Below are 24432 nucleotides of genomic sequence, written 5' to 3'. Positions count from 1 at the left end.
CTTCGATCAGCGTTGCCTGCGGCGACACGCGCATTCGCGGTATTTGACTTCGGGCCGGGCGGGACAGGCGCTCGTCTGCCGTTTCGTTGGCCGAAGGAAGAAACCGGGAAAATCCCTTCGTTCGCCTTACCGCCACGCCCGGTTGACGCGGCCCGAAGCATGAGGTCAACGCGCCGCATGCCGGTTCGTTGCTTCATGCTGCGGCCGGGCCTGGTTTTTAGCTGCCTTCGCGGATTTGCGTCAGCGTCCGTGTCGGGGTGATCGCTTCCGGGTCCAGCTTAACCTCGATGATCGCGGGCATGCCGCTGGCCCGCGCCCGCTCGAAGGCCGGTGCGAACTCCTCCGTCGTCGCCACCGTCTCGCCATGGCCGCCGAAGGCGCGGGCATAGGCTGCGAAGTCCGGGTTCTTGAGCGTCGTGCCCGAAACGCGGCCGGGATAGTCGCGCTCCTGATGCATGCGGATCGTGCCGTAGATGCCGTTGTTGAGGATCACGACGATGACGTTCCGGCCATATTGAACGGCGGTCGCGAACTCCTGCCCATGCATCATGAAATCGCCGTCGCCAGCCCAGATCACCACTTCGCGGTCCGGGAAGATGCCCTTGGCAGCAACGCCGGCCGGCACGCCGTAGCCCATCGACCCCGACGTGGGGGCAGCCTGCCCGTTGAAGCGGCGGTAGCGGTGGAAGCGGTGCATCCAGGTTGCGAAGTTGCCGGCGCCGTTTGTGACGATGACGTCTTCCGGCAGGTTTTCTTCCAGCCACGCCATCACGCGGCCCATCTTGACGTCACCGGTGCCATCCTGCGGCGGCGTCGACCATTCGAGATAGCTCTGGTGCAGCTCCTCGGTCCGGTTTGCCCAGCGCGGCGTGGTCTCAGGCGCGGTCCGCGCGAACGCCTCGGCAAAAGCGGTGTTGGACGCGTTGATCGGCAGTTCGGGCCGGTAGACGCGGCCCAGTTCCTCCGGTTCGGGGAACACATGCACAAGCTTCTGATCGGGGTAGGGGCTTTTCAGCAGCGTGTAGTCCGCCGACGGCATCTCGCCGAAGCGGCAACCGACCAGCAGAACGAGATCGGCATCCTTGATGTATTGCGAAAGCTTCGGATTGGCGCCGATGCCGATGTCGCCGGCGTAGCAGTCGTGAAGCTGGTCGCACAGCGTCTGGCGCCGAAAGGAACAGCCCACCGGCAGCTTCCACCTGCTGATGCCGGCGCACACCTGTTTTACGGCCTCCTCGGTCCAGCGCGTGCCGCCGAGCACCATGAACGGACGCTCCGCGGCGCTGAGCAGCTCGACGAGGCGGTTCATTTCAGGTTCGCCGGGACGGGTTTCCACCGGCACGAAGGGCAGGGGCGCGGGCGCCTCGACCTCGTCGCGCAGCATGTCCTCCGGCAGCGATACCACCACCGGACCGGGCCTGCCGGAGGTCGCGACCGCGAAGGCGCGGGTGACGAGTTCGGGAACGCGGCGGGCGTCGTCGATCTCCACCACCCATTTCGCCATCGAACCGTAGAAGGCCTTGTAGTCGACCTCCTGGAAGGCCTCGCGCTCCTTGATGCCGCGCGCGATCTGACCGACGAAGATGATCAGCGGGTTGGAATCCTGCTGGGCGATGTGGATGCCTGCCGATGCGTTGGTAGCGCCGGGGCCGCGGGTGACGAAGCAGATGCCGGGCCTGCCCGTCAGCCGCCCCTCGCAATCGGCCATCATCGCCGCACCACCTTCCTGGCGGCAGACGATGTTTTCGATACTGGAATCGTGCAGCGCGTCGAGAACCGCGAGATAGCTTTCGCCCGGCACGGAATAGATGCGTTCGACGCCATTGGCCTCGAGCGTGTCGACGATGAGTTGTCCGCCGGTTCTCATTTTCCGCGTTTCTCCAGTTCTGCGAGGATTTCGTGCGTGTGCTGCCCGAGCCGTGGCGAGGGGCGCTCGTATTTCAGAGGCGTGCCGCTCATTACCATGGGGGCGCGTACCGAGGGCAGGGTGTTGCCCTGGCCGTCGTCGAGGTCCACGCGCATGCCGCGCGCGATCACCTGCGGGTCGGCGAACATCTCGGCGATGTTGTTGATGGGGCTTGCCGGCACCGCCGCCTTGTCCAGCAGAGGCAGCAGCGCCTCGCGCTCCCAGTCTGCCAGCGTGGCGATCAATTGCTCGCGCAGCCGGACACGATTGGCTACCCGCGCTGGGTTGGTGGCGAAGTCCGGGTCGGTCGTCAGATGGTCGAGGCCGACCACCTTGCAGAAGCGCTGGAACTGGCCGTCATTGCCGACGGCGAGAATGAAGAAGCCGTCCTTCACCGGCAGCACTTCGTATGGCGAGATGTTCATATGGGCATTGCCCATCTGAACCGGCGCATTACCGGAGACGAGATAGTTGAGGTTCTGGTTGCCCAGCACCGATACCTGCGTGTCGAGCAGCGCCATGTCGATATATTGCCCTTCGCCGGTGGCCTCCACATGGCGCAGAGCGGCCTGGATCGCGATCACCGAATAGAGGCCGGTGAAAATATCGGAGACGGCGACGCCGACCTTCTGCGGCTCGCGGCCCGGCTCGCCGGTGATCGACATCAGGCCACCGATGCCCTGGATGATGAAATCGTAGCCCGCGCGCGGCGCATAGGGGCCGTCCTGTCCAAAGCCGGTGATCGAGCAGTAGACGAGGCGCGGGTTGATCGCCTTGAGGCTGTCGTAGTCGAGCCCGTATTTCCTGAGCCCGGCCAGCTTGAAGTTCTCGATCAGCACATCCGCCGTCTCGACAAGCTTGCGGATGGTTTCGGCGCCCTCGGGCGTGGAGAAATCGATAGCTATGGAGCGCTTGCCGCGATTTGTTGAGTGGTAATAGGCGGCCGACAGGTTCTCGCCGTCGTGGCTCATGACGAAGGGCGGGCCCCACTTGCGCGTGTCATCGCCGCCGTCGGGATTTTCCACCTTGATGACGTCCGCGCCGAGGTCGGCCAGCACCTGACCCGCCCAGGGTCCGGCGAGGATGCGGGCGAGTTCGATCACGCGTACGCCCTTGAGCGGCGGTTCGGCCATGGCTTTGCAGGCTCCCTTTGCAGTCCCGCGTGCCTAGCAGATCGGCCGGGATCGGTTAACCGAAAACTCCGAATAGGATAATGCCGTTTATGCATTATCCGCGTGGCGCCGCTGGAGCCTCCATTCCAAGGGCGGCTAGCGTTTTGCGGCTTCGCCCAGCACGGCATCGTCGATCCACCTGCCGAAGTCGGCCATGATGACATCGCGATTCAACTCGTTGAGAGATTCGTGGCGGGTTTCCGGGTAAATCGTTGAAACGAGATTCGAAAAGCCCATCCGCCGCATGCGGTCGGCGAGATGCGTGACGGTCTTGCCGAAGCGGGATTCGGGGTCACCGCTACCGCCAATCAGGTGAAACGGCATGTTCCTCGGGATGTCCGCGAAATTGCGGTCGTCCGCGCCGGCGAATACGAAGTCGAATACGGCCTTCCACATGCCGACGGACGGATCCCACCCGCACAGGGGATCGGCGATATAAAGGTCGACTTCCGCCTGATCGCGCGACAGCCAGTCGAACGGCGTGCGGCCGTCGCTGGCCTCTTTCGCCCATGCCCCGAACGTCAGTTTCGGGAGGATGCGCGAGGGCACGTCCGAACCCAGTCGGAAGGTTTCCCAGGCAAGCAAGAGTTGCGCGAGCCTGCCGAGAACGCCTGCTGAGAAATTGCCATTCCAGATGGCTGCTCCGGCTGCGCGGTCCGAATGTTTCAGCATGAAGTTCATGGCGATCAGCGAGCCCATCGAATGGCCGAAGACGATGACCGGAACGCCAGGATGGTCGCGGGCGATGGCGTCATGCACGGCGGCGACGTCGGCGACCACCTTATGGGCGGCGGGTTCCGTACCGAAGTGGCCGAGGGGCGCATCGGGAGCCTTCGTATGGCCATGACCGCGATGATCGTGCGCGTAGAGCGCGACGCCACGAGCCTTGAGGAACGCCGCGAAACGCGCATAGCGGGCGGCATGCTCGGAAAGGCCGTGGTTGAGCTGCACCACTGCGCGCGGCGCCTTTGGGGCGGCGGTGTAGAGATTGAGCGTTGCGCCTGTCAGCGATTCCACGGTTTTCTGCGTGTCGAAGGTCATAGCGGTATTCGTATTTTGTGCGAAAGACTTTCAAGCCGTAGCGCGAAGTCTATCGTCAGGCTATCCCTGCGCACCGACGAAGCCGGCAAATCGGCGGAAATTATGATCCTTCGCTCAGAAATGCGCGAGAAATGGGCATCGCCTGTTGGTGCTTAACGGTTAGGCGAAGGGCTTGCCAAGCATGTCGGCAGGCTGTTTCATGCCGGCATAAAAATAAACGTCTATCCGGATGGGGTTCCAATGTTCACACGCAGATCGTTTTCGCTGGCCGCGACCTTGTTGGCCGGCGGTATCGCAATGGGCGCGATGGCCGCGCCGGCCGCCGCGCAGACCGACATAAAGTTCACGCTCGACTGGAAGTTCGAGGGACCGGCGGCCGGCTTCTTCCTGGCCATCGACAACGGGCATTTCGAGGCCGAGGGCCTCAACGTCACGATCGATTCCGGCAACGGGTCGGTCGAGGCCATTCCGCGTGTCGCTACGGGCGCCTACCAGATGGGCTTCGGCGACATCAATTCGCTGATCAAGTTCCTCGACGAGGATCCGTCGCAGAAGATCCGCGCCGCGATGGTGGTCTACGAGCGTCCGCCTTTCTCCATCATCGGCCGCAAGTCGCTCGGGGTCACCGAGGATCCGAAGTCCGTGGAAGGAAAGAAGCTGGGGGCGCCCCCGCCGGATGGAGCGTTTGCGCAGTGGCCGGCCTTCGTCCAGGCCGCCGGCATCGATGAATCCAAGGTGACGATCGAGAGCGTCGGCTTCCCGGTGCGCGAACCAATGCTAGCGCAGGGCCAGGTCGATGGCATCTTCGGCTTTGCGTTCTCCTCGGTGCTCAACCTCAAGGCGCAGGGCGTGCCGGCCGACGACATCTCGATGATCCTGATGGCGGAGAACGGCCTCGACCTCTACGGAAATTCGATCCTCATCAACACCGACTTCGCCGAGGCCAACCCCGACGCGGTCAAGGGCTTCCTCAAGGCGCTAGCCAAGGGTTTCGCCGACGCGGTTGCCGATCCGGACGCGGGTGTTGCGGCCGTGATGAAGCGCAACGAGGTGCTGAACGCGGACATCGAGCGCGAACGCCTCGACATGGCCAATGCGCTCAACATCAAGACGCCCTACGTGGTCGAGAACGGCTTCGGCGGCATCGATGAGGCCAAGCTCACCCAATCGATCGAGTATCTGAAGGTCTCGATGGGGCTGAAGGGTGCCGTCGGTCCCGGCGACGTGTTCGATGCGTCGTACCTGCCGCCGAAGGAAGAGCGGATGCTGCCCTGACCAGATCAGGCGCTGATGCGGGAGCCCTGGGCTCCCGCATGTTTATCTCAAGGGCAGCAGAGGGCAGATGAGCGAAGCACTCGTCACCATTCAGGACGTCGATATGCGTTATGGCGGCCCGCAGGGGCTGCTGGCGGTCGAGGGCCTTTCACTTGAAGTCGCAACCGGCGAGTTCGCCGCCGTCGTCGGACCGTCCGGCTGCGGCAAGTCGACATTGATGAAACTCGTCACCGGGCTCTACATCCCGCAAGAGGGGGCGGTGACCGTTGCCGGCGCGCGGGTGACGAAACCGGTCAACATCGTCGGCATGGCCTTCCAGAACCCGACGATGCTGCCTTGGCGGACGACGCTCGACAATATCCTGCTGCCGCTGGAGGTGGTCGACCGTCATCGCCATCGGCTGCGTCGTCACAAGGCCGAATATGTCGAAAAGGCCGAGAGGCTGCTGGAGACCGTCGGCCTGAAGGGCTTCGGCCAGAAATATCCCTGGCAGCTTTCCGGCGGCATGCAGCAGCGCGCCAATCTCTGCCGTGCGCTGATCCACGAACCCGACCTGCTGATGCTCGACGAGCCGTTCGGTGCGCTCGATTCCTTCACCCGCGAGGAACTCTGGTGCGTGATCCGCGACCTGCATGCAGCCCAGGGCGTGACGATCGTTCTCGTCACGCATGACCTGCGCGAAGCGGTTTTCCTTGCCGACCGCATCTTCGTCATGAGCGCGAGGCCGGGCCGCATCATCAAGAACCAGACCGTTCCGTTCGCGCGCCCGCGCGACCTGGAAATTCTCTACCAGTCCGATTTCAACGACATCGTGCACGAACTGCGCGGCGACATCGCAGATGCGAGGAAAGCGGCATGAGCGTGCAATCGAAGGGGTTCGACTGGGTGAAGGCCGCGCCGTGGCTCTATACGGGCGGGTTGTTCATCGTGTGGGAGCTGGCGGTGCGGGTCTTCAACCTGCCGCCTTATCTGCTGCCGGCGCCAACCAACATTGCCGGGGCGATCTGGCAGTACTGGCCGGCAATTTGGAAGAACTCGCTGCAGACGCTCTACACGACCACGGTCGGCTTTATACTGGCTGTCGTCGGCGGGCTGGCGCTCGGCATCCTCGTCGGCTGGTCGCGGTTCATCTATGCCGGCCTTTACCCCCTGATGGTCGGCTTCAACGCCATTCCCAAGGTTGCGGTGGTGCCTATCCTCGTCATCTGGTTCGGTATCGGCACGATCCCCGCGATACTGACGGCCTTTCTGATCGCGTTCTTCCCGATCGTCGTGAACGTCGCCACCGGGCTCGCGACGATCGAGCCGGAGATGGAGGATGTGCTGCGCGCGCTCGGCGCGAAGAAGATGGACATCATGCTGAAGGTCGGCATTCCACGCTCGATGCCCTATTTCTTCGGCTCGCTGAAGATCGCGATCACGCTTGCATTCGTCGGCTCGGTGATTGCCGAGACCGTCGCCGCAAATTCCGGTCTCGGTCACATGATGCTGGCGGCGCAGAGCCAGTTCAACGTGCCCCTGGTATGGGCCGGCCTCATCATGCTCGCCATCGAGGGCATCATCATGTACGCGGTGATGGCCTGGGTGGAGATGCGGATGACCGGCTGGGCGCATCGCAGCCAGATGGCTCAGGTGTAACCCGTCGACCGAGCGCGCGTTGCGTCAAGCGGCTTGCCGATCCCAGCTGGGGAAGGGGTCGGCGAGATCGCGCCAGCGGCCGGGCATGAAATCGCGTTCCGGCACGAGGCATGCGTCGAGTTCGGCGCGGATCCTGTCTTCGTCCATGGGGTCGCAGCCGATGAAGACGAGTTCCTGACGGCGGTCACCCCAGATCGGGTCTAGATAGGGTCGCATCGCAGCGCGCCATTCCGGGTGATCCGGCCACTGGTGTTTGGGAACAGATGCCCACCACAGGCCACGCTTGCCGGTACGCACGAGTGCGCCGGCCTGGCTGAGTTCGCCGACGTGATGCGGTCTCGTCGCCAGCCAGAAGAACCCCTTGGCGCGCACCACGCCGGGCCACGAGCGGTTGACGAAGGCTTGGAGCTTCTGCGGGTCGAAGGGCCGCCTCTCGCGGTAGACGAAGGAGCGGATGCCGTATTCCTCGGTCTCGGGAACGTGGTCCTGGAAGCCGTTCAGCTCCTTGAACCACAGCGGGTTGCTCTGCGCCTTTTCAAAGTCGAACAAGCCAGTATCGAGCACGCGGTCTAGCGGCACGCGGGCGAAATCCGTTTCGATCAGTTGGGCTTCGGGATTGAGCGCGCGAACGATCTTGCGGGCAAGGTCCAATTCGTGCGCGGAGGTGTCGGAGATCTTGTTGAGCACGATCACGTCGGCGAACTCGATCTGTTCGACGAGCAAGTCTACCAGCGCGCGGTCGTCGTCATCACCCGCGGTCTCGCCGCGATCTCTCAGGAAGTCCGAGGAGGCGTAGTCCTTCAACAGGTTTGCCGCGTCGACCACGGTGACCATGGTATCGAGTCGCGCCACGTCCGAGAGGCTTTCGCCATTCTCGTCGCGAAAATCGAACGTGGTCGCCACGGGCAGGGGCTCGGCGATGCCGGTGCCCTCGATGAGCAGGTAGTCGAAGCGCCCTTCGCGTGAAAGCCGGCGAACCTCTTGGAGCAGGTCATCGCGGAGCGTGCAGCAGATGCAGCCATTGGTCATCTCGACCAGTTGCTCGTCCGTCCGGGAAAGGTTCGCGCCGCCTTCTCGCACCAGTGCCGCATCAATGTTCACTTCGCTCATGTCGTTGACGATGACGGCGACGCGGCGGCCCTCGCGATTGTTGAGCACGTGGTTGAGAAGCGTGGTCTTGCCTGCGCCCAGGAAACCGGAGAGGACGGTGACGGGAAGGCGTGGCTGCGGGCTGATTTGGGCGGACATAAGATGCTTTCGCGCTATGTGAGTAAGGAATGTAATGTTATTACATTAATAGCTCGGCTGAGGCAAGCGCGCTTGCGCGGGGTGGCGGAGCTGTCCTCAAAAAGCGACAGGCCCGCGCCTGGCGGGCCTGCTGAAACCGAGGATGAAAGTGCGAGCTTACCAACCGAACTGGAAGGTCGCGCCAGTGCCGCCATTGCCGTTCTGCGCGACATGGCCATTGGTGTTGCGTCCGAACTGAAACAGGCCGTAGGCGTTGCCGTTGCCGTTCTGGGTGATCGTGCCGTTGTGGCCGTTGCCTTCCTGGTGGACGATGCCCTGATTGCCCCAACCGTTCTGGGCGATGCCGCCGGCATTGCCGTTGCCGAGCTGCCTGATGCTAGCGCCGCCCTTCACCGCGTTGGCGATGGAGTAGATGGCCAAGCCTGCGCGCATTGCCTGTTCTTCCTGGGCGTTGCGGGGCTGAAGATGGACACTGAGCGAGCCGCCGGCATGGGCGGGGACAGCGCTCAGCGCTGCGGTCGCGATGGTTGCTGCGGCGAGGGTTGCGGCGAGCGTCTTGCGGGTGGTGCGGATCATGGTCGTTCTCCTCTTGAAGCTGCGTTGAATTCTATGGAGCGATCATGAGGGGGCGCGCCTGAACCGGTTCGGAACCGCGCGTTCATGTGGCGTTAACAGCTCGGCAGTCGCGCCGGCATGGCCGACAAAGAAAAAAAAAGCCCCGGCGGGCCGGGGCTTCGTCAGTCGACTGTGGCATGGTCGTTCAGAGCCAGCTACCGATGCGTTCCGAGCAGGAAACGGTGGCACCGCCGGCCTCGACTTCCAGCCGCACGTCGTAGCTGCCGCCGGAACCGCCAAGCATGACGGAACCCAGCGTGGCGGGGCGGCCCGCGGCGGCATCGAACGGTCCGCCCTGGCTGATATTGGTGCCGGGGCCGCTCACGCGCAGCCGGTAGTTGCCGGTCAGTGCCGAGTTGCTGTGCGCCACGCCTTCGATGGCTGTCATGCCGCCGGAGGGGGTGGCGACGATCTCGCAGGAAAGGGGGCCGCTGGCCTGGCCGTTGCCGGCCGCCGCGAAGCCCGCACCGATGGTTGCCGCCACGCCGAGGGCGAGGATAGGCAGATGCTTGCGTCCGATGGTCATGGTCGTGCTCCTTGTTTCGAGAGGAATGCCGGGAGGGCGTCCGTCGCACCTCCCGGCCATGCGGTGGCGGTCATCGGCTTCAGCGGCAGGTCTGCACGAAGGCTGCGACGTTGCCGCTGCCGTTCTGCCTGACTTCCGCATCGCAGCCGTTACCCACCTGAACGCCTGCAGCGATGTTGCCGCGTCCGTCCTGGATGATGATCGAATTGTGGTTGGTGCCGAACTGGGCCGCACCAGCCTCGTTGAAGCGGCCGCGCTGTTCTGCGCGAACGGTGTTCCGCCAGCCGTTCTGGCCGATGGCGATGGTGTTGCGGCCGCCGCGCTGGTTGCCGATGGCGCTGTTGCGCGAGCCGTCCTGGTGGATGCCGATCGCGTTGTTGTAGCCGGTCTGGCGGCCGCCTGCTTCGTTGCGATGACCGAACTGGTCGAGCCAGACGCTGTTGGCCATTGCGGGAGCCGAGGTGAAACCGATGACGGCTGCGACGGTGGCGGTGATGAAGAGTTTCGTGTTCATGGTGTTTGCTCCGGGTCTTGTGTGGTGTTCGTTTCGAGAACGATGCCACTATCGCCGAGGCAGTCAGAACCGGTTCTGAACCGGGCGTTCAGCCGGCGTTCACCGAAAAATGGGGAGCGGGGAATGCGTCGGGCGGGCCTGCGTCATTGCCCTTGCGCGCCGTTTCGCCTACATACGCGCCGACCATTTCTTCCCGCACAGGCACAACGGAGTCTTCGCGCGCCATGGCACGCCAGTTCATCTATCACATGTCGGGCCTCACCAAGGCCTACGGCCCCAAGAAGGTGCTGGAGAACATCCACCTTTCCTTCTATCCCGACGCCAAGATCGGCATTCTCGGCCCCAACGGGGCAGGCAAGTCGACCATTCTCAAGATCATGGCCGGGCTCGACAAGGAGTTCACCGGCGAGGCTTGGTTGGCCGACGGCGCGACCTGCGGGTACCTGCCACAGGAGCCGCAGCTCGACGAATCCAAGGACGTGATGGGCAACGTCATGGAGGGGTTGCGAAGAAGAAGGCGATCCTCGACCGCTATAACGAATTGATGATGGACTACAGTGACGAGACCGCCGACGAGGCGGCCAAGCTTGCAGGACGTCATCGACAGCCAGAACCTTTGGGACCTCGACAGCCAGGTCGAGATGGCGATGGAAGCGCTGCGCTGCCCTCCGGGCGATGCCGACGTGACCAAGCTGTCGGGCGGCGAGCGCCGCCGCGTAGCGCTCTGCAAGCTGCTTCTGCAGCAGCCAGACCTGCTGCTCCTCGACGAGCCGACCAACCATCTCGACGCCGAGACCACCGCGTGGCTGGAAAAGCACCTGCGCGAATATCCGGGCTCCGTGCTGATCATCACCCACGATCGCTACTTCCTCGACAATGTCACCGGCTGGATTCTCGAACTCGACCGTGGCCGTGGCATTCCCTATGAGGGCAATTATTCGGCCTATCTGGAAGCCAAGGCCAAGCGCATGGCGCAGGAAGAGCGCGAGGAGGGCGCCCGCCAGAAGGCGCTGGCGCGCGAGCGCGAGTGGATTTCGTCTTCTCCGAAGGCGCGGCAGGCCAAGTCGAAGGCACGTATCAGGGCCTATGACGAGCTAGTCGACGCAGCCAACGATCGCCGCCCCGGCGACGCACAGATCGTCATTCCGGTGGGCGAGCGGCTGGGTCAGGTCGTCATCGAAGCCGACGGCCTTTCCAAGGGTTTCGGCGACCGGCTGCTGATCGACGACCTGGAATTCAAGCTGCCGCCCGGCGGCATCGTCGGCGTGATCGGACCGAACGGCGCGGGCAAGTCGACGCTGTTCAAGATGATCACCGGCGCGGAGAAGCCGGATGCGGGCGACATCCGCGTCGGCGAGACTGTGCATCTCGGCTATGTCGACCAGAGCCGCGACCATCTCGATCCCAACAAGACGGTCTGGGAAGAAATCTCCGGCGGCAACGACATCATCAAGCTCGGCAAGCACGAGGTGAACAGCCGCGCCTATTGCTCGTCGTTCAACTTCAAGGGCGGCGACCAGCAGCAGAAGGTGGGCAATCTGTCCGGCGGCCAGCGCAACCGCGTGCATCTGGCCAAGATGCTGAAGTCGGGCGGCAACGTCATCCTGCTCGACGAGCCCACCAACGATCTCGATACAGAGACGCTGGCGGCCCTCGAGGACGCGCTGGAGAATTTCGCCGGCTGCGCCGTCATCATCTCGCACGATCGCATGTTCCTCGATCGCCTCGCGACGCATATCCTCTCCTTCGAGGGGGACAGCCATGTCGAGTGGTTCGAAGGCAATTTCGAGGACTACGAGCAGGACAAGATCCGCCGCCTCGGTCCCGACTCGGTCAATCCGAAGCGGGTGACGTATAAGCGGCTGACGCGCTGACGCTTACCGAGGGCAGCCACACAGGCTGCCCTCATTGCTTGCACCGGGTTGGATTGGCAGCTTGCTGGCCGTGCCGCTAAGTTAAGTTGGCTTAAACGCAATCGTCTGTAGATTGGGCTATCTGATAACGTGACCTGAAATGGCCGCGATGTGGCCGTGCGGCCGCATGTCCGGGACAAGTAGAATGCAGCGTGTCATCATCAGCGGCCTCGGCGTCGAAATACCGAAAGCCTCCATCTCCAACGAAGAACTGGTCGAGAGCTTCAACGGCTGGGTCGACCTGGAGAACGTGCGGCGAGCGGCCGACGGACTGGAACCGCTGCAGAAATCGAGCGCCGGGTTCATCGCGCATGCCTCCGGCATTCTCAACCGGCATGTGCACACCCGCGACGGCATTCTGGACACTTCGCGCATGGCGCCGCGCATTCCGGCGCGCGACGACGACGACCTGTCGGTGCTGGCCGAGTTCGGCGCCGCCGCCGCGCGCAACGCGCTTGCCGATGCCGGGGTCGAGGCGGCCGATGTCGACCTGATTATCTGTGCCTCCTCGCATCTTCAGCGCCTCTACCCGTCGATCGGCATCGAAATCCAGAAGGAGATCGGAGCTGGCGGCGCCGCCTTCGATCTGAGCCTCGGCTGCTCGTCGGCGGCGGCCGGCCTGCATGTCGCATTCAACTTGGTGCGTACGGGTGCCCATCGCCGGGCGCTGGTGGTGACGCCGGAGCTGATCACGGCACATCTCAACTTCCGCGACCGGCAGACGCATTTCATCTTCGGCGATGCGGCCACCGCGATTCTTGTGGAGGCTGCCGGCCCTGACGATGTCGTGCCGGGCCGTTTCGAGGTGGTCGAGACACGCAACTGGACGCAGTTCTCGAACAACATCCGTACCAATTTCAGCTATCTGAACCGCGCTGCGCAGGAAGAGACAAGCGTCGTGCAGATGGAGGGCAACCTCATCAAGCAGCAGGGCAACAAGGTCTTCAAGGATGTCACCATCGCCAGCCATCGCTTCATCGTCGATTTTCTCGCGGAGCATGGCCGCACGCCGGATACGGTGCGGCGCTTCTGGCTGCATCAGGCCAATGCGCGCATGAACCAGATGATCCTGAAGCTCGCCTTCGGCAAGGAGGTCGGGCACGACCGCGCGCCGATGGTGCTCGACCGGCTCGGCAACACTGCGGCTGCCGGCGCGGTGGTGGCCCTTCAGGAGAATCATAAGGACATGCAGGCCGGCGACTACGGGCTCCTGTGCACCTACGGGGCCGGCTATTCGATCGGCGGCGCGCTGCTGCGCATGATGTAGCATCACGCTCGCGAATAGGTTCATCACGGTTTTTGTCTGGACTACGGTGCCTGCCACGGGCAACTTCGCGCGCTCGAAACGGAGGCGACGAAGATGCTCGACCTGTTTGACGCAGACAGCGGTGAAATCGTGATCCGGCCGGCGAAGAAGCTGCTCGGCAGGGCCACGGGCGTTTTCCTGGCGCCCGCCAATCATTTCGAGACGCGACCGGTCGACGCGCTCGACATCACGTTCGAGGGCATTGCCGGCGATTACCATGCCGGAAACACTCGGCGCTCGGGCGGTCGCGAGCCTTGGTATCCGCGCGGAACCGAGATGCGCAACGAACGCCATCTGTCGATCGTCGCGCCTGACGAACTGGCGGGGATCGCCACACGCATGGGGATCGAAGAGGTCAAGCCGGAGTGGATCGGCGCCAATCTGCTGATCGACGGCGTGCCGCAGCTTTCGATGCTGCCGTCTGGCACGATGCTGTTTTTCAAGAATGGCGTAACGCTGAAGGTGGACGGGCAGAACGTGCCGTGTCGGGTCGCCGGTCGTTCGGTTGCTGCAAATGCCGGCATGGCCGATCACGAGGCGGGCTCGCTGCTGTTCCCGAAAGTGGCGCGGCGGCTGCGCGGCCTTGTTGCGTGGGTGGAAAAGCCCGGCCGCGTCGAAGCGGGCGAGGAGATTTCCGTGCGTATTCCCGAACAATGGATTTATCCGACCTGATTTTCGGAAAAAGCTGAGTGAAGGAACACCGATGGCTGAGCTGCCCACGCCGATCGAAAGCTATATCGCCGCGTATAATGCGATCGATGTCGATGCGATGCTCGTCCGCCTGACGGAGGACGTGCATTTCCAGAACATCGCGGAAGGTACAGTAAACGCCGAAACCCGTGGCAAGCCGGAATTTGCGACGCTGGCACGGGCTGGCGCTGCCGCATTCGCTGCACGGCGGCAGACCGTCACCCACGCGATCACCGTCGCCGGGAACACCATTGTCGAGATCGACTACACGGCGACCGTGGCGGCCGACCTGCCGAACGGCTGGAAAGCGGGGCAGGAACTCGCCTTCCGCGGCGCGTCATATTTTGAGCTTTCCGATGGCTTGATCTCGAGGATCATCGACGAGAGCTGACGGGGCGGATCAGTCCGCCTCGGAATCGTCCGGGTCGAGGAGCCGCGTCGCGCGCCATCTCGTCAGTGTCTCGTTCATCTCGTCGACGACGAAGAAGCGCGCCGCGTCGCGGTCGTAGCCTTCGGCGAGCAGCGTGTCGTAGCTCGAATGCTCGTGGCGTACGTAGGTCACGGTGGCGATCCAGACGGCGATGGAGGCCGGCAGGTCGCGCATCTTGCGCACGCTCGCCATCTCCCTGATCTTCTCGATATCGGCGTAGGGCGCCATCGGCAGCAGTGTGGTCAGCGCCTTGGCGATGGCGCGCTGCCGGTTGGTCGAGGGGTTCATGGCTGGCCGACCACGGCGTCCGGAACGGCATCGGTCGACGCGTAGTAGGGCTTGATGTCGATGACGGGTGTGCCGTCGAGCACGTCGATCGCCTCCAGCATCAGAATACCAGCTTCGGGATCAAGATCGACAAGCCGCACGACATGCAGGCCGATCGGGTTGGGCCGCGCGGGCGAGCGCAGCGCGAAGACGCCGCGCAGCTGCGAGGCATGGCGCGGCTTCTGGACGATGAGGTTGCGCGGCGCGCGGTCAAGCCATGTGAGCAAGGCGATATGGCTGACGCGCTCCAGCCCTGCCAATCCGGCTCGCCACGTCGCATCGACCTCCACAGAAGCGGGCATCCCGCGCTCGCGTGCGGCGGCCATGTTCTTTGGGCATTCCTCCCTGCGGGTCCAGGGCGAGCGCACGCGGCCTATGAAGACCATGCCCGCATCCGTGGCCATTTCGGCCGGGTCGAAATCCAGTTCGGTCTCGCCGTCACGCTTGTCTTTGGTGGTCATCCTGCTTTCCATGGCAGCGTCATTTCTTGGCCGGATCGCGACATGGTGCTTGCCAGCGGCTCCTGATCGATATAAATATATCTTTATGTCTTTCTGGAGATTGGGATGCTGACGCGCTCCTCGACCGGCCTGAACATGATGGTTGATACGCTGAAGGCGGCTGCCGAATCCAGCCGCCTGCGGATTTTGCTGCTCCTGTCGCGGGGCGACCTGACCGTGACCGACCTCACCGAAATCCTCAACCAGTCGCAGCCGCGCGTGTCGCGCCACCTCAAGCTTCTGATGGATGCACAGCTCATCGAACGCTATCAGGAAGGCTCGTGGGCCTATTTCCGACTATCGGACGGCGAGGCGGCGCGGGACTTCCTGAGCGGCGTGATCGGTCGTGTGGACGCTGCCGACGCCATTGTGGAGCGGGACCTTGAACGGCTGTCGTCGGTCAAGCGCCGCCGGCAGGAGAAGGCAGCCGATTACTTCAGCGCCAATGCGGCGAGCTGGGACCAGATCAGGTCCCTGCATGTGCCCGATGGGGCCGTCGAAGCCGCTTTGACGGAACTGATCGGTGAGCGCCCGTTCCAGGCGATGCTCGACCTCGGCACCGGCACGGGGCGGCTGCTGGAGCTGTTCGCGCCGCTCTACCGGCGCGGCGTTGGCATCGACCTGTCGCGGGAGATGCTATCGGTCGCCCGCGCCAACCTCGACCAGGCCGATGTCGCCCATGCGCAGGTGCGCCAGGGCGATCTCTACGCGCCGCCGGTCGAACGCGATGCCTTCGACCTCGTGACGATGCATCAGGTGCTGCATTACCTTGAAGACCCCGGTCTTGCGATCCGCGAGGCGTCGCGGCTGCTTCGGCCGGCCGGGCGGCTGGTGATTGTCGATTTCGCCCCGCACACACATGAGTTCCTGCGCGACGAGCATGCCCATGTCCGGCTCGGTTTTTCCGACCGCCAGATCGCCGACTGGCTGGAGGAGGCCGGGCTCGAACTGGAAGCGGAGCGCGCTTTTGCGCCGACTGCGGGCGCATCCGGCCTGACCGTGAAGTTGTGGGTGGCGCGCGACCGCCGCCTGCTGATCGCCGATTCTTCCCAAGCAATACAGACTGCCCCCAAGGAGACCGTTTGATGGCCGATCCCCGCCTGTCCCGCCGCACCGATATTGGCGACCGGATCAAGGTCTCGTTCGAGTTCTTTCCGCCGAAGTCGGACGAGATGGAAAGCCGCCTGTGGGAGACGATCACGCGGCTCGAGCCGCTGGCGCCGCAATACGTCTCCGTCACCTACGGCGCGGGCGGATCGACCCGTGAGCGTACCGCCCGCACGGTCGGGCGCATTCTGACCGGCAGCAGCCTGAAACCCGCCGCGCACATGACCTGCGTCGATGCCACGCGCGAGGACGTCGACGCGGTGGTGCGCGACTTCGCAAGCCTTGGCGTGACCCGTTTCGTTGCGCTGCGCGGCGACCCGGCGGCGGGCGTGGGCGAGGCCTACAGGCCGCATCCTCAGGGCTATTCGAACGGTGCGGAGCTGGTCGGCGCCATCCGCAGGATCGGCGATTTCGAGGTCTCGGTCTCGGCATATCCGGAAAAGCACCCGGAAAGCGCCGATTTCGCCACCGACATCGACATGCTAAAGCGCAAAGTCGACAATGGCGCGACGCGCGCGATCACCCAGTTCTTCTTCGATAATGATCTCTACGAGCGTTATGTCGAGCGCGTGCGCAGGGCAGGCATCTACATCCCGATCGTGCCGGGCGTGCTGCCCATCCACAACTTCAAGCAGGTGGCGAATTTCTCGGCCCGCTGCGGCACCCATGTGCCCGCATGGCTGGCGGAGCGCTTCGAGGGGCTCGAGAACGACCCGCAGACCCATGCTCTCGTTGCCGCCGCGATCGCGGCCGAGCAGGTGCTGGACCTTGTCGAGCGGGGCATCGGCGAATTCCACTTCTACACGATGAACCGTGCCGATCTGGCCTTCGCGATCTGTCACCTGATCGGGATCAGGCCGCAGGTCCGCACTGCCGCCGCAGCCGCCTAGGCGCTTTCGCAGGTCCAGACAACAAAAAGGCCGGAGGGTTGTCCGGCCTTTTCGTCGTGTTCATGTGTCGCTTCAGGGAAGTGACGGCCCCGCCTTTATGCCAATATACCCATTATGAGGGCGCCTACGAAGGCAAACGCAGCACAAATGATCAACGTGTTGAGTGGTCGTGCAAGTCCCATGGCATAGTCTCCTCTACGACTATGGTGGAGATTCTAGGCAGCTTTGCACGGCAGGCAAGCGCATTTTATGCTGCGCTGCGAAGCCAGTCCGGCATCCGTTAGAACTGTCGCGCGCAGTTTCTTGTTTTCGCTGGCAAAACGAACTCGCGTCCCGCTGTTGAAAAATTGTGACGAAGCGACATCTATCCGCGGCCGAAAACGCGCCCGTCGATGGTGAGCAGGCCCAGCGCGATCAGACCCATGCCGGCCATCTCGAATATCTCCAGTCGCTCGCCGAGGAAGAGCGCGCCAAGCAGTATGGCGCTGACAGGCACCAGCAGCGTTACAAGCGAGGCGTTGGTGGCGCCCGCGGAGCGGATGAGGCTGAAATAGAGGATGTAGGCGAAGGAGGTTGCCAGCACAGCGAGCCCTAGAACGGCGGCCCAGACGGGTGGGCTTGCTGCAAAAAGACCTTCAGGGCCGTGCCACAGCAGAACCACAGGGATCATGATGATGGTGGAGGCGGTCAACTGCCCGGTTGCGACCACCTGCGGCGGCAGGGCGCGGAACCGGCGCGCATAGATGACGGCCAGCGCGTAGGAGAGCGCCATGCCCACGAGTGCAAGCTTGGCCCAGACCGGCGCGCCGGCGTCTGTGATGACGCCCGGGCCAATCATCACCGCGGTGCCTGCCATGCCGAAGCCGATGCCAATACTCTTGTTCCAGGACAGTTTCTCGTCATCGGTGAGCATGTTGGCGAGGATCATCGTCCAGAACGGCGTGGTCGCGTTGAGGATGGAGGCCGCACCCGCGCCGAGTTCCGTCTGGCCGGCGAACATCAGCGTGAAGGGGATGATATTGTTGAGGATCGCCAGCAGAAAGAAGCTGGCGGCCATCGGGAAAGCGAGCCGGAAAGACGGTCCGGCAACGGCGAGGTAGAGGTGAAGCGCCAGAGCGGCGATGCCGACGCGAAACAGCACCAGGGTGAGCGGCGGGATCTCGGTGACCGCGACGCGCGCGAAAAAGAACGAGCCGCCCCAGATCGCGCCGAGCAATACGAGCATACCCCAGTCCCGCGCGCTCATTGCGCGGCGTGCAGGTGGGGACACGGCGGCTTCACTCATATCGGCAGGCTCCTCGGTGTTCGGCGGACAATAGGGCTTGCGCAGAGCGTTTCACCACCCGTTTCGTGATTTGGTCCATATGTTGGCGCGAGGTGGCCGGCATCGATAGACATCGTCTTTTTTGCGGCATCGCAGCCTGTTAGGCTCGCCCCAAATATCGAGGAGGCCGCCCTTGCAGCGATTCGAGAATGCCCGCGAAGCAGCGCTCGCGCTTCGTCCCGACGATCCGGTCTATTGCTTTCGCCCCGAGGTGCTGAAGCAGGATTGTCGGGAATTCATGTCGATGTTTCCCGGCAAGACGGCCTATGCGGTCAAGACCAATGGCGAGAAGATGGTGCTCAAGGCGCTTGCCGAGGCAGGGGTGACGGCGTTCGACGTCGCCTCGCCGCAGGAAATCGCAGACGTGCGCGCGATCGCGCCGCAGGCCGAGATGCTCTACATGCACCCGATCAAGGCGCAGTCGCACATCCGGCTCGCGCTGGAGGAATACGGCATCCGCGTGATCGCGATCGACCACGAGGACGAGATCGTCAAGCTGACGCGTGTCGTCAAGGCGCTCGACATTGACCCGGCGAAGGTCACCGTTTTTGTGCGCATCCAGACCAAGGGCAGCGCCGCCTACGAGCTTTCGAAAAAGTTCGGGGCAGGGCCGGCGACCGCCGTCGAGCTCGCCGACCGGCTGGCGCGCGGCGGCTTCAAGGTCGGTTTGTGCTTTCACGTCGGCAGCCAGATCGAGGATCCGGACACGTACGAACGGGCGCTCGCTTCCGCCGACTGGGTGCGCAACCGCGCCGAGGCCGACATTGTCGCGCTGGATGTCGGAGGTGGATTCCCGGCCGAATATGGCCATGACCCGAACCGCAAGAAGCCGGAGATGCCCTCTCTCGGGCAGATCATGTCGCGGCTGCGCGGTGATATCACGGAATGGGGTTTCGGCGAGACACCGCTGGTCGCCGAGCCCGGCCGGGTGATCGTCGCGCGCGCCTTCTCGCTGATCGTGCGAGTGCTGCTGCGAAAGGGCAGGCGGCTCTACATCAATGACGGCATCTGGGCGTCGCTGTCGGATTCATGGACCGGCAAGATCACGCTGCCGGCCCGCTTCATTCCGGACCCCGCGATCCGGCATCGCAACGGCGACAAGCAGAAGGTCGTGCCGTTCCGGGTTTGCGGGGCGACTTGCGATTCCGTAGACATTCTTTCGCGGCCGTTCTGGCTGCCGGAAACTGTCGACACGGGCGACTGGATAGAGATCGGCCATATCGGAGCCTATTCGCTATCGCTGCGCACGCGCTTCAACGGCTTCTATCCCGACACCTTCGTCGAGATCGCGACGCCGTTCGATGCCGGCGCGGCGCCGGAAGGCTTTGCCAGCCTGGAAACGATGGCGGATTAAGGGAGTAGGGCAGCAGGGTGCCTTACTTCCTTCACCCTCACAGGTTCGTCAGCAGTGCCGGCGTTGGCCAGCCGTCGACCGGCAGGCCGAGGCGCTGCTGCTCGACGCGCACCGCCTCGCGGGTCATCGCTCCGAGAATGCCATCAATACCGCCCACGTCGTGGCCACGATCGAGCAGTTTCTGCTGCAGGAGCTTCATGGCGTCGCCGGTAAGGCCCTGCTCGGGGCTGCGCGCGTCGAAACGCGGCGCGCCGGCCAGCCGGGTCGCCAGATTGGCGGCGGTCAGCGTGTAAGTGAACGACTGGTTCCACTCGAGGTAGACGTCGAAGTTCGGGTAGACGAGAAAGGCGGGGCCCTTGTGGCCCATCGGCAAAGCGAGGCCTGCGTCCGGGGCGCCTGCGTCTAGCGGGCTGCCGTCGCGCTTTGTAACGCCCCATTCCGTCCACTGCGAAATGGGCAGGCGATTGACGCGCCCGGTTTCCTCCCACGGCAGTTCATCGGGAACCTGCACCTCCAGCATCCACGGCTCGCCGGCGCGCCAGCCGCGCGACTGGATCTTGCGGCCGGTGGTGAGGATCACGTCGGGTACGCTTTTGCGCATGTCGACCACGCCGTCGCCATCACCGTCGACGCCGAGCTTGAGGATGTCGGACGGCAGCATCTGGGTCTGGCCGATCTCGCCGGCCCAGGCGCCCTGGCTGTCGGCGGGCAGCGTGCCATTGTCGATCAACGTCAGCATCGGCACGAGCTGCGGGCGGAACAGTTCCGGGCGACGGCAGTCGTGGGCCAGCGTGACCAGCGCGTTCAGCGTGTTGAAATCGCCCTGTACCGCGCCGAAGTCAGTTTCAAGTGCCCAGAAGGCGGCAATTACCGGCCCTGGCACCCCGTAGTCGCGCTCCGCCTTGGCGAATAGGTCCGCGTGGCGCCGCAGCAGGCTTCCGCCCTGTTCCAGGCGATAGCTGTTGATCATGCGGCCGGCGAACTCGGTGAAGGTCTGCGTGAAAACGCCCTGGGCCCTGTCGCGGCTGAGCACGCGCTCGTCGATGCGCGCATTGTCGAGCGCTGCGAGCCCCCGCTGGCCGACCCCTGCCGCCTGAGCCTCCTGCGCGACGCCGGCGCGCCAGGCGGAAAGGTCGCCGCCGCATTGCTGCGCCAGCGCTGGCCCGGCTGTCGCGAGCGTCAGGGTAAGGGCGGCCAGCGTCGTTTTCATCTGTAGGTCTCCGGGAGGCAGGGGCTTCGAGTCCTAGCCTTCAAACGCCCGAACACGGCGTAAATTCGGCGTTACCGGGCATTTTTCTGCAACCAGGCATACCATTGCGCCTCGCTGCCGTTGAAGACGTTGATGTCGGCGTCGCCGCTCATGCCCGGAACTTCGCCGGTGCCGGTATATTGCCAGAACAGGAAGCGCTCGCGGTTGTAGCGCTCGTCCGGATGCGCGGACACGGAGCGCAGCCAGAAATCATAGCCACCGAAATCCTCGAGCTTGTTGTCGTGGTAGAAATCGATCGAGGTGTAGATGATGGGGCGCTTGCCGTAGTGCCGTTCCAGCATATCAAGGAAGACACGCATCTCGCGCTGCACGGTGGCTGCGGGCGGGCGCAGGCGGCAGGTCGGCGAAAGGTGGTTCCATTCCATGTCCAGCACATGGGGCAGCGTGCCCGCCTCACGCGGTACGTTGCGGATGAACCAGGCAGCCTGCTCACGCGCCGGCCGGCAGAAATAGTAGAAGTGGTAGGCTGAGCGGGGAATGCCGGCGGCCTTCGTTCCTCGCCAGTGCTCGTGAAAATAGTCGTCGAGCCGGTCGCCACCCTCGGTCGCCTTGATGAAGGCGAAGGAGATGCCAGCGGCTCTCGCGGCTTTCCAATCGACCGGGCCCTGATATTTGGACGCGTCGGTGCCGTGGACGGCATAGGTCCAAGGCGCGCGATCCGCCCAGGGATGCGGCTTGCGGTCTCCGAAACGCGGATTGCGCACGGCCACACGAAATGCGGACGTATTGCGGGCACCGGAAGCGAGCGGTGCAGACGCACGGGTCGGAGATGACGATTCGGGTGAAATATCTCCGAAATCGTAGCTGACGCTGGTGCAGGCGGCGACAAAAGCGGTCAATACAAGGGCCGCGATCCGCAGCATCAAATCCCCCGAGGTCCATTGCGGCAGCGTTCGAATCGCCTGCGCACCAAGGTCAGCAATAATCGATGCCTGCCGGTCCGTCATCCGCGCCGCCGGCGCGCGCTGCTGCCTCATCACCGAAAGCATTGATTTTCCGTCGCTTCCTGCCAAGAGTTCACGACAAAGTCATGGGGTGAGCGGGGAAAGATGCGAATCGTCGGCAAGATACTCAAGGGGCTGCTGCTTCTCGTCGTGCTCGTGGTGGTGGGAGCCGCGGGCTGGCTCTACTTCGCGCCGCCTGCGCTGATCCGGGTGGGAACCGCCTATTCGGCCAAGATCGTGTGTTCCAATCATTTCCTGGCCGGACGCGATGCACAGGCCGTGCTGGCGCTCGACGTGCAGGCGCCTGGGCACCCGCTGCTGAAATACATCTACGTTGACGTGGACGAGGCGGCCGGCAGCGTTTCGGCCAAGCTTCTCAGGCTGTTCGGAGAGGGACGCGCCGTTTACCGCGAGGGTGCGGGCTGTGCGACCCTGCCGGCCGGCGCGGAACTTGCGGCGTTGGGGCCGATTCCGGCAGCCGGGACGCCGAACCCGAATGCACTGTGGCCGTTCGGCGAGCGTGTCGAGGCATCGCAGGACCCCGCGCTTGCCGCCGTGCTGGACGATGCGGCGTTGACCGGTCCTGGCATGCGCGCCGTCGTCGTGGTTCACAATGGGCGCATTGTCGGCGAACGCTATGGCGACGGCTCAGGGCCGGAGACGCCGCTGCTGGGCTGGTCGATGACCAAGAGCTTGACCGCTGCCATCATCGGCGCGCTGGTCGGCGAGGGCAGGCTGTCGCTCGACCAGGACGGGCTGTTCGAGGAATGGGACGTCGACGAGCGCGGAACGATCACCATCGCCGACCTTATGGCGATGTCGAGCGGGCTGGAATTCAACGAGGACTATGGCGACGTCACCGATGTGACCCGCATGCTCTACCTGCAGCCGGACATGGCGGCATTCGCGGCCGACAAGCCGCTGGCGGGAGCGATCGGCGAGACCTTCAGCTATTCCAGCGGCACGACCGTTCTCCTTTCGCGCATCTGGCAGAATGCCTTCGAGGATCCGGCCGAAGCGTTCGCCTTTCCGCGCGAAGCGCTCTTTGCGCCCATCGGCATGACCAGCGCGGTGCTGGAGCCCGATGCAAGCGGCACCTTCGTCGGCTCATCCTATCTCTATGCGACCGGACGCGATTGGGCCCGGTTCGGGCAGTTCCTGCTCGATGAAGGCGAGTGGCGAGGGCAGCAGGTTCTTCCGGAAGGGTTTGTGTCGTGGATGCGCGAAGAGGCGCCGGCCTCCGACGGCAAATACGGGCGCGGGCAAGTCTGGCTGGAGGGCTCGGACGCCGGGGCCGCAGCGCCGGGGCTTCCCGAAGATACGTTCTGGCTGCGGGGGCATGACGGACAGACCGTGGCCGTCGTGCCGTCGCAAAGGTTGGTGGTGGTCAGGCTCGGTCTGACGCCTTCGAAGCTCGGTCATCGACCGGAACCGCTTGTCGCCGCGCTCGCAGCGTTGCTGCCTGGCGAAAACGACTAGGCGCAGGCTTCCGATTTTCTGACGACACTGATGCGCCCGGGCGGTCGGCGCATGCAAACGGATTTTTCCCATTGACATAACTTATGTGTTATATAACATTGAAGTTATAGGAGTGATTGGAGATGAGCACTCTCGATGCCGCGTTTGCGGCTTTGTCGGACCCGACCCGGCGCGCGATCCTTTCAAGGCTCGCAACCGGCGAGGCGACGGTGATGGAACTGGCGGAGCCGTTCGCGATGTCGCAGCCCGCAATCTCCCGGCATCTCAAGGTGCTGGAAGGGGCGGGGCTGATCACGCGGAGGGTGGAGGGCGCGAAACGGCCATGCCGTCTGGCGCCACAGGCGATCAAAGAGATCGACCGCTGGCTCGACTGGCTGAGGAAGGCGATGGAGGCCAATTACGACCGGCTCGACGCAGTCCTGGCAGAACTTGAACAGAACGAAGGAAAGGAAGACCAATGAGCAAACTGAAGCTCGTCACCGAGGGCGATACTCATGTCGTCGTCACCCGTCATTTCGCCGCGCGCCCCGAGACGGTCTATCGTGCGCATACCGAGTCGGAGCTGATCCGCAAGTGGATGCTGGGCCCGGACGGCTGGACAATGACCGAGTGCATCAACGAGGCGAAGCCGGGCGGTAACGTCCGCTACGCATGGTCGGACGGCAACGGCAACGGGTTCCACCTCACCGGTGAATATATTGCGCTGGAGCCGTTCAGCCGTATCGAGCATGTCGAGCGCATGCACCTGCCCGACCCCACGCCGGACAATCATATCGAGACGCGTTTCGCGCCGGACGGCGACGGCACGCTGATGACCATGCGCATGACGCTGCCCGATAGCGCGACGCGCGAGGCGATGCTTGCCACCGGCATGGACCAGGGCATGGAGGCGAGCTACGCGCGGATGGAAGAGCTTATCGCGGCGGGCAAGCTCGCGGCCTGAGGCCCCATCTTGCCTCCCGG

At 63.9% G+C, this 24432-nt stretch carries 24 protein-coding genes and 1 pseudogene; 13 read left to right on the top strand and 12 right to left on the bottom strand.

Annotated elements, in window-relative coordinates:
• Positions 1-217: 217 nt before the first annotated feature.
• From HK436_RS18970 to HK436_RS18960, 3 genes are all read right to left on the bottom strand, one after another.
• A complete protein-coding gene (locus HK436_RS18970; RefSeq protein WP_173192246.1) occupies positions 218-1867 on the bottom strand; it encodes a thiamine pyrophosphate-binding protein in 1650 nt (549 codons plus the stop codon).
• A complete protein-coding gene (locus HK436_RS18965; protein WP_173192244.1) occupies positions 1864-3039 on the bottom strand; it encodes a CaiB/BaiF CoA transferase family protein in 1176 nt (391 codons plus the stop codon). The genes HK436_RS18970 and HK436_RS18965 overlap by 4 nt, the downstream gene beginning before the upstream one ends.
• A gap of 135 nt (positions 3040-3174) precedes the next feature.
• Positions 3175-4119 (bottom strand): alpha/beta fold hydrolase, encoded by a 945-nt coding sequence (locus HK436_RS18960; RefSeq protein ID WP_173192242.1) that lies wholly within the window; start codon positions 4117-4119, stop codon positions 3175-3177.
• Between the two features lie 240 nt (positions 4120-4359).
• On the opposite strand from HK436_RS18960, the gene HK436_RS18955 reads away from it, so the two are divergent.
• The 3 genes from HK436_RS18955 to HK436_RS18945 all read left to right on the top strand — a co-directional run bounded on the left by HK436_RS18955 (position 4360) and on the right by HK436_RS18945 (position 7032).
• Complete coding sequence (locus tag HK436_RS18955) at positions 4360-5394, top strand: ABC transporter substrate-binding protein (RefSeq protein WP_173192240.1); 1035 nt, start codon at positions 4360-4362, stop codon at positions 5392-5394.
• Between the two features lie 67 nt (positions 5395-5461).
• Positions 5462-6253 carry an ABC transporter ATP-binding protein gene (locus HK436_RS18950; RefSeq protein ID WP_173192238.1) on the top strand — a complete coding sequence of 264 codons (792 nt, stop codon included), beginning with the start codon at positions 5462-5464 and terminating at the stop codon, positions 6251-6253.
• A complete protein-coding gene (locus tag HK436_RS18945) occupies positions 6250-7032 on the top strand; it encodes an ABC transporter permease (RefSeq protein ID WP_173192236.1) in 783 nt (260 codons plus the stop codon). The genes HK436_RS18950 and HK436_RS18945 overlap by 4 nt, the downstream gene beginning before the upstream one ends.
• Positions 7033-7056: 24 nt before the next feature.
• On the opposite strand, the gene zigA is transcribed toward HK436_RS18945, so the two are convergent.
• The 4 genes from zigA to HK436_RS18925 all read right to left on the bottom strand — a co-directional run bounded on the left by zigA (position 7057) and on the right by HK436_RS18925 (position 9935).
• On the bottom strand, positions 7057-8280 hold the full coding sequence (zigA, locus tag HK436_RS18940; protein WP_173192235.1) for a zinc metallochaperone GTPase ZigA: 1224 nt from the start codon (positions 8278-8280) through the stop codon (positions 7057-7059).
• Positions 8281-8436: 156 nt separating this feature from the next.
• Positions 8437-8856: a curlin gene (locus HK436_RS18935; protein ID WP_173192233.1), complete on the bottom strand. Its 420-nt coding sequence runs from the start codon at positions 8854-8856 to the stop codon at positions 8437-8439.
• Positions 8857-9040: 184 nt separating this feature from the next.
• A complete protein-coding gene (csgH, locus tag HK436_RS18930) occupies positions 9041-9421 on the bottom strand; it encodes a curli-like amyloid fiber formation chaperone CsgH (protein WP_173192231.1) in 381 nt (126 codons plus the stop codon).
• A 79-nt stretch (positions 9422-9500) separates the two neighbouring features.
• A complete protein-coding gene (locus HK436_RS18925; RefSeq protein WP_173192229.1) occupies positions 9501-9935 on the bottom strand; it encodes a curlin in 435 nt (144 codons plus the stop codon).
• 224 nt (positions 9936-10159) lie between these two features.
• On the opposite strand from HK436_RS18925, the pseudogene ettA reads away from it, so the two are divergent.
• The 4 genes and pseudogenes from ettA (at position 10160) to HK436_RS18905 (ending at position 14235) form a co-directional block, all read left to right on the top strand.
• Positions 10160-11809: pseudogene (gene ettA / locus HK436_RS18920) on the top strand (energy-dependent translational throttle protein EttA).
• A gap of 184 nt (positions 11810-11993) precedes the next feature.
• Positions 11994-13115 carry a beta-ketoacyl-ACP synthase III gene (locus HK436_RS18915; RefSeq protein ID WP_173192227.1) on the top strand — a complete coding sequence of 374 codons (1122 nt, stop codon included), beginning with the start codon at positions 11994-11996 and terminating at the stop codon, positions 13113-13115.
• 93 nt (positions 13116-13208) lie between these two features.
• Entirely contained in the window at positions 13209-13826 is a 618-nt protein-coding gene (locus tag HK436_RS18910; RefSeq protein ID WP_173192225.1) for an MOSC domain-containing protein, read from the top strand.
• Between the two features lie 31 nt (positions 13827-13857).
• Positions 13858-14235 (top strand): nuclear transport factor 2 family protein, encoded by a 378-nt coding sequence (locus HK436_RS18905; protein WP_173192223.1) that lies wholly within the window; start codon positions 13858-13860, stop codon positions 14233-14235.
• A gap of 9 nt (positions 14236-14244) precedes the next feature.
• Here the strand turns inward: HK436_RS18905 and HK436_RS18900 are convergent, their stop codons facing one another.
• Together HK436_RS18900 and tsaA are read right to left on the bottom strand one after the other, a co-directional pair.
• Positions 14245-14562, bottom strand: a complete 318-nt coding sequence (locus HK436_RS18900) for a DUF2293 domain-containing protein (RefSeq protein ID WP_173192221.1) — start codon at positions 14560-14562, stop codon at positions 14245-14247.
• Positions 14559-15062, bottom strand: a complete 504-nt coding sequence (gene tsaA / locus HK436_RS18895) for a tRNA (N6-threonylcarbamoyladenosine(37)-N6)-methyltransferase TrmO (protein ID WP_244649044.1) — start codon at positions 15060-15062, stop codon at positions 14559-14561. The genes HK436_RS18900 and tsaA overlap by 4 nt, the downstream gene beginning before the upstream one ends.
• A gap of 105 nt (positions 15063-15167) precedes the next feature.
• Between tsaA and HK436_RS18890 the strand changes: the two genes are divergently transcribed.
• A complete protein-coding gene (locus HK436_RS18890) occupies positions 15168-16187 on the top strand; it encodes an ArsR/SmtB family transcription factor (protein ID WP_173192219.1) in 1020 nt (339 codons plus the stop codon).
• Positions 16187-17098, top strand: a complete 912-nt coding sequence (gene metF / locus HK436_RS18885) for a methylenetetrahydrofolate reductase [NAD(P)H] (RefSeq protein WP_173192217.1) — start codon at positions 16187-16189, stop codon at positions 17096-17098. The genes HK436_RS18890 and metF overlap by 1 nt, the downstream gene beginning before the upstream one ends.
• Positions 17099-17462: 364 nt before the next feature.
• Here the strand turns inward: metF and HK436_RS18880 are convergent, their stop codons facing one another.
• Entirely contained in the window at positions 17463-18383 is a 921-nt protein-coding gene (locus HK436_RS18880) for a DMT family transporter (RefSeq protein ID WP_173192215.1), read from the bottom strand.
• Between the two features lie 172 nt (positions 18384-18555).
• Here HK436_RS18880 and HK436_RS18875 point away from each other — a divergent pair, with 172 nt between their 5' ends.
• Positions 18556-19776 (top strand): alanine racemase, encoded by a 1221-nt coding sequence (locus tag HK436_RS18875; RefSeq protein ID WP_173192213.1) that lies wholly within the window; start codon positions 18556-18558, stop codon positions 19774-19776.
• Positions 19777-19813: 37 nt separating this feature from the next.
• On the opposite strand, the gene HK436_RS18870 is transcribed toward HK436_RS18875, so the two are convergent.
• Together HK436_RS18870 and HK436_RS18865 are read right to left on the bottom strand one after the other, a co-directional pair.
• The gene (locus tag HK436_RS18870; RefSeq protein ID WP_173192211.1) at positions 19814-20986 is read right to left on the bottom strand and encodes a lytic murein transglycosylase; all 1173 of its coding nucleotides are present in this window, start codon (positions 20984-20986) and stop codon (positions 19814-19816) included.
• Between the two features lie 71 nt (positions 20987-21057).
• Positions 21058-21909 carry a glycoside hydrolase family 25 protein gene (locus HK436_RS18865; RefSeq protein WP_173193627.1) on the bottom strand — a complete coding sequence of 284 codons (852 nt, stop codon included), beginning with the start codon at positions 21907-21909 and terminating at the stop codon, positions 21058-21060.
• A gap of 186 nt (positions 21910-22095) precedes the next feature.
• Here HK436_RS18865 and HK436_RS18860 point away from each other — a divergent pair, with 186 nt between their 5' ends.
• From HK436_RS18860 to HK436_RS18850, 3 genes are all read left to right on the top strand, one after another.
• Positions 22096-23469, top strand: coding sequence for a serine hydrolase domain-containing protein (locus HK436_RS18860; protein ID WP_173192209.1), 1374 nt, complete (start codon positions 22096-22098; stop codon positions 23467-23469).
• A gap of 122 nt (positions 23470-23591) precedes the next feature.
• The gene (locus tag HK436_RS18855) at positions 23592-23930 is read left to right on the top strand and encodes an ArsR/SmtB family transcription factor (protein WP_173192207.1); all 339 of its coding nucleotides are present in this window, start codon (positions 23592-23594) and stop codon (positions 23928-23930) included.
• Positions 23927-24412: an SRPBCC domain-containing protein gene (locus HK436_RS18850; protein ID WP_173192205.1), complete on the top strand. Its 486-nt coding sequence runs from the start codon at positions 23927-23929 to the stop codon at positions 24410-24412. The genes HK436_RS18855 and HK436_RS18850 overlap by 4 nt, the downstream gene beginning before the upstream one ends.
• Positions 24413-24432: the final 20 nt, after the last annotated feature.

Origin of the sequence: Neoaquamicrobium sediminum (genome assembly GCF_013240295.1) — a bacterium.
GTDB classification, from domain to species: domain Bacteria; phylum Pseudomonadota; class Alphaproteobacteria; order Rhizobiales; family Rhizobiaceae; genus Aerobium; species Aerobium sediminum.
The sequence above is the reverse complement of the archived record's forward strand: the minus strand, read 5'-3'. Positions and strand labels throughout refer to the sequence as shown.

What these genes read in the sequence shown, in the direction of transcription:
- tsaA (WP_244649044.1), bottom strand. Translation starts at nt 15,062, where the DNA reads ATGACCACCAAAGACAAGCGTGACGGCGAGACCGAACTGGATTTCGAC.
- csgH (WP_173192231.1), bottom strand. Translation starts at nt 9,421, where the DNA reads ATGACCATCGGACGCAAGCATCTGCCTATCCTCGCCCTCGGCGTGGCG.
- HK436_RS18970 (WP_173192246.1), bottom strand. Translation starts at nt 1,867, where the DNA reads ATGAGAACCGGCGGACAACTCATCGTCGACACGCTCGAGGCCAATGGC.
- metF (WP_173192217.1), top strand. Translation starts at nt 16,187, where the DNA reads ATGGCCGATCCCCGCCTGTCCCGCCGCACCGATATTGGCGACCGGATC.
- HK436_RS18900 (WP_173192221.1), bottom strand. Translation starts at nt 14,562, where the DNA reads ATGAACCCCTCGACCAACCGGCAGCGCGCCATCGCCAAGGCGCTGACC.
- HK436_RS18925 (WP_173192229.1), bottom strand. Translation starts at nt 9,935, where the DNA reads ATGAACACGAAACTCTTCATCACCGCCACCGTCGCAGCCGTCATCGGT.
- zigA (WP_173192235.1), bottom strand. Translation starts at nt 8,280, where the DNA reads ATGTCCGCCCAAATCAGCCCGCAGCCACGCCTTCCCGTCACCGTCCTC.
- HK436_RS18945 (WP_173192236.1), top strand. Translation starts at nt 6,250, where the DNA reads ATGAGCGTGCAATCGAAGGGGTTCGACTGGGTGAAGGCCGCGCCGTGG.
- HK436_RS18960 (WP_173192242.1), bottom strand. Translation starts at nt 4,119, where the DNA reads ATGACCTTCGACACGCAGAAAACCGTGGAATCGCTGACAGGCGCAACG.
- HK436_RS18890 (WP_173192219.1), top strand. Translation starts at nt 15,168, where the DNA reads ATGCTGACGCGCTCCTCGACCGGCCTGAACATGATGGTTGATACGCTG.
- HK436_RS18850 (WP_173192205.1), top strand. Translation starts at nt 23,927, where the DNA reads ATGAGCAAACTGAAGCTCGTCACCGAGGGCGATACTCATGTCGTCGTC.
- HK436_RS18910 (WP_173192225.1), top strand. Translation starts at nt 13,209, where the DNA reads ATGCTCGACCTGTTTGACGCAGACAGCGGTGAAATCGTGATCCGGCCG.
- HK436_RS18905 (WP_173192223.1), top strand. Translation starts at nt 13,858, where the DNA reads ATGGCTGAGCTGCCCACGCCGATCGAAAGCTATATCGCCGCGTATAAT.
- HK436_RS18965 (WP_173192244.1), bottom strand. Translation starts at nt 3,039, where the DNA reads ATGGCCGAACCGCCGCTCAAGGGCGTACGCGTGATCGAACTCGCCCGC.
- HK436_RS18855 (WP_173192207.1), top strand. Translation starts at nt 23,592, where the DNA reads ATGAGCACTCTCGATGCCGCGTTTGCGGCTTTGTCGGACCCGACCCGG.
- HK436_RS18955 (WP_173192240.1), top strand. Translation starts at nt 4,360, where the DNA reads ATGTTCACACGCAGATCGTTTTCGCTGGCCGCGACCTTGTTGGCCGGC.
- HK436_RS18860 (WP_173192209.1), top strand. Translation starts at nt 22,096, where the DNA reads ATGCGAATCGTCGGCAAGATACTCAAGGGGCTGCTGCTTCTCGTCGTG.
- HK436_RS18935 (WP_173192233.1), bottom strand. Translation starts at nt 8,856, where the DNA reads ATGATCCGCACCACCCGCAAGACGCTCGCCGCAACCCTCGCCGCAGCA.
- HK436_RS18880 (WP_173192215.1), bottom strand. Translation starts at nt 18,383, where the DNA reads ATGAGTGAAGCCGCCGTGTCCCCACCTGCACGCCGCGCAATGAGCGCG.
- HK436_RS18950 (WP_173192238.1), top strand. Translation starts at nt 5,462, where the DNA reads ATGAGCGAAGCACTCGTCACCATTCAGGACGTCGATATGCGTTATGGC.
- HK436_RS18915 (WP_173192227.1), top strand. Translation starts at nt 11,994, where the DNA reads ATGCAGCGTGTCATCATCAGCGGCCTCGGCGTCGAAATACCGAAAGCC.
- HK436_RS18865 (WP_173193627.1), bottom strand. Translation starts at nt 21,909, where the DNA reads ATGCTGCGGATCGCGGCCCTTGTATTGACCGCTTTTGTCGCCGCCTGC.
- HK436_RS18870 (WP_173192211.1), bottom strand. Translation starts at nt 20,986, where the DNA reads ATGAAAACGACGCTGGCCGCCCTTACCCTGACGCTCGCGACAGCCGGG.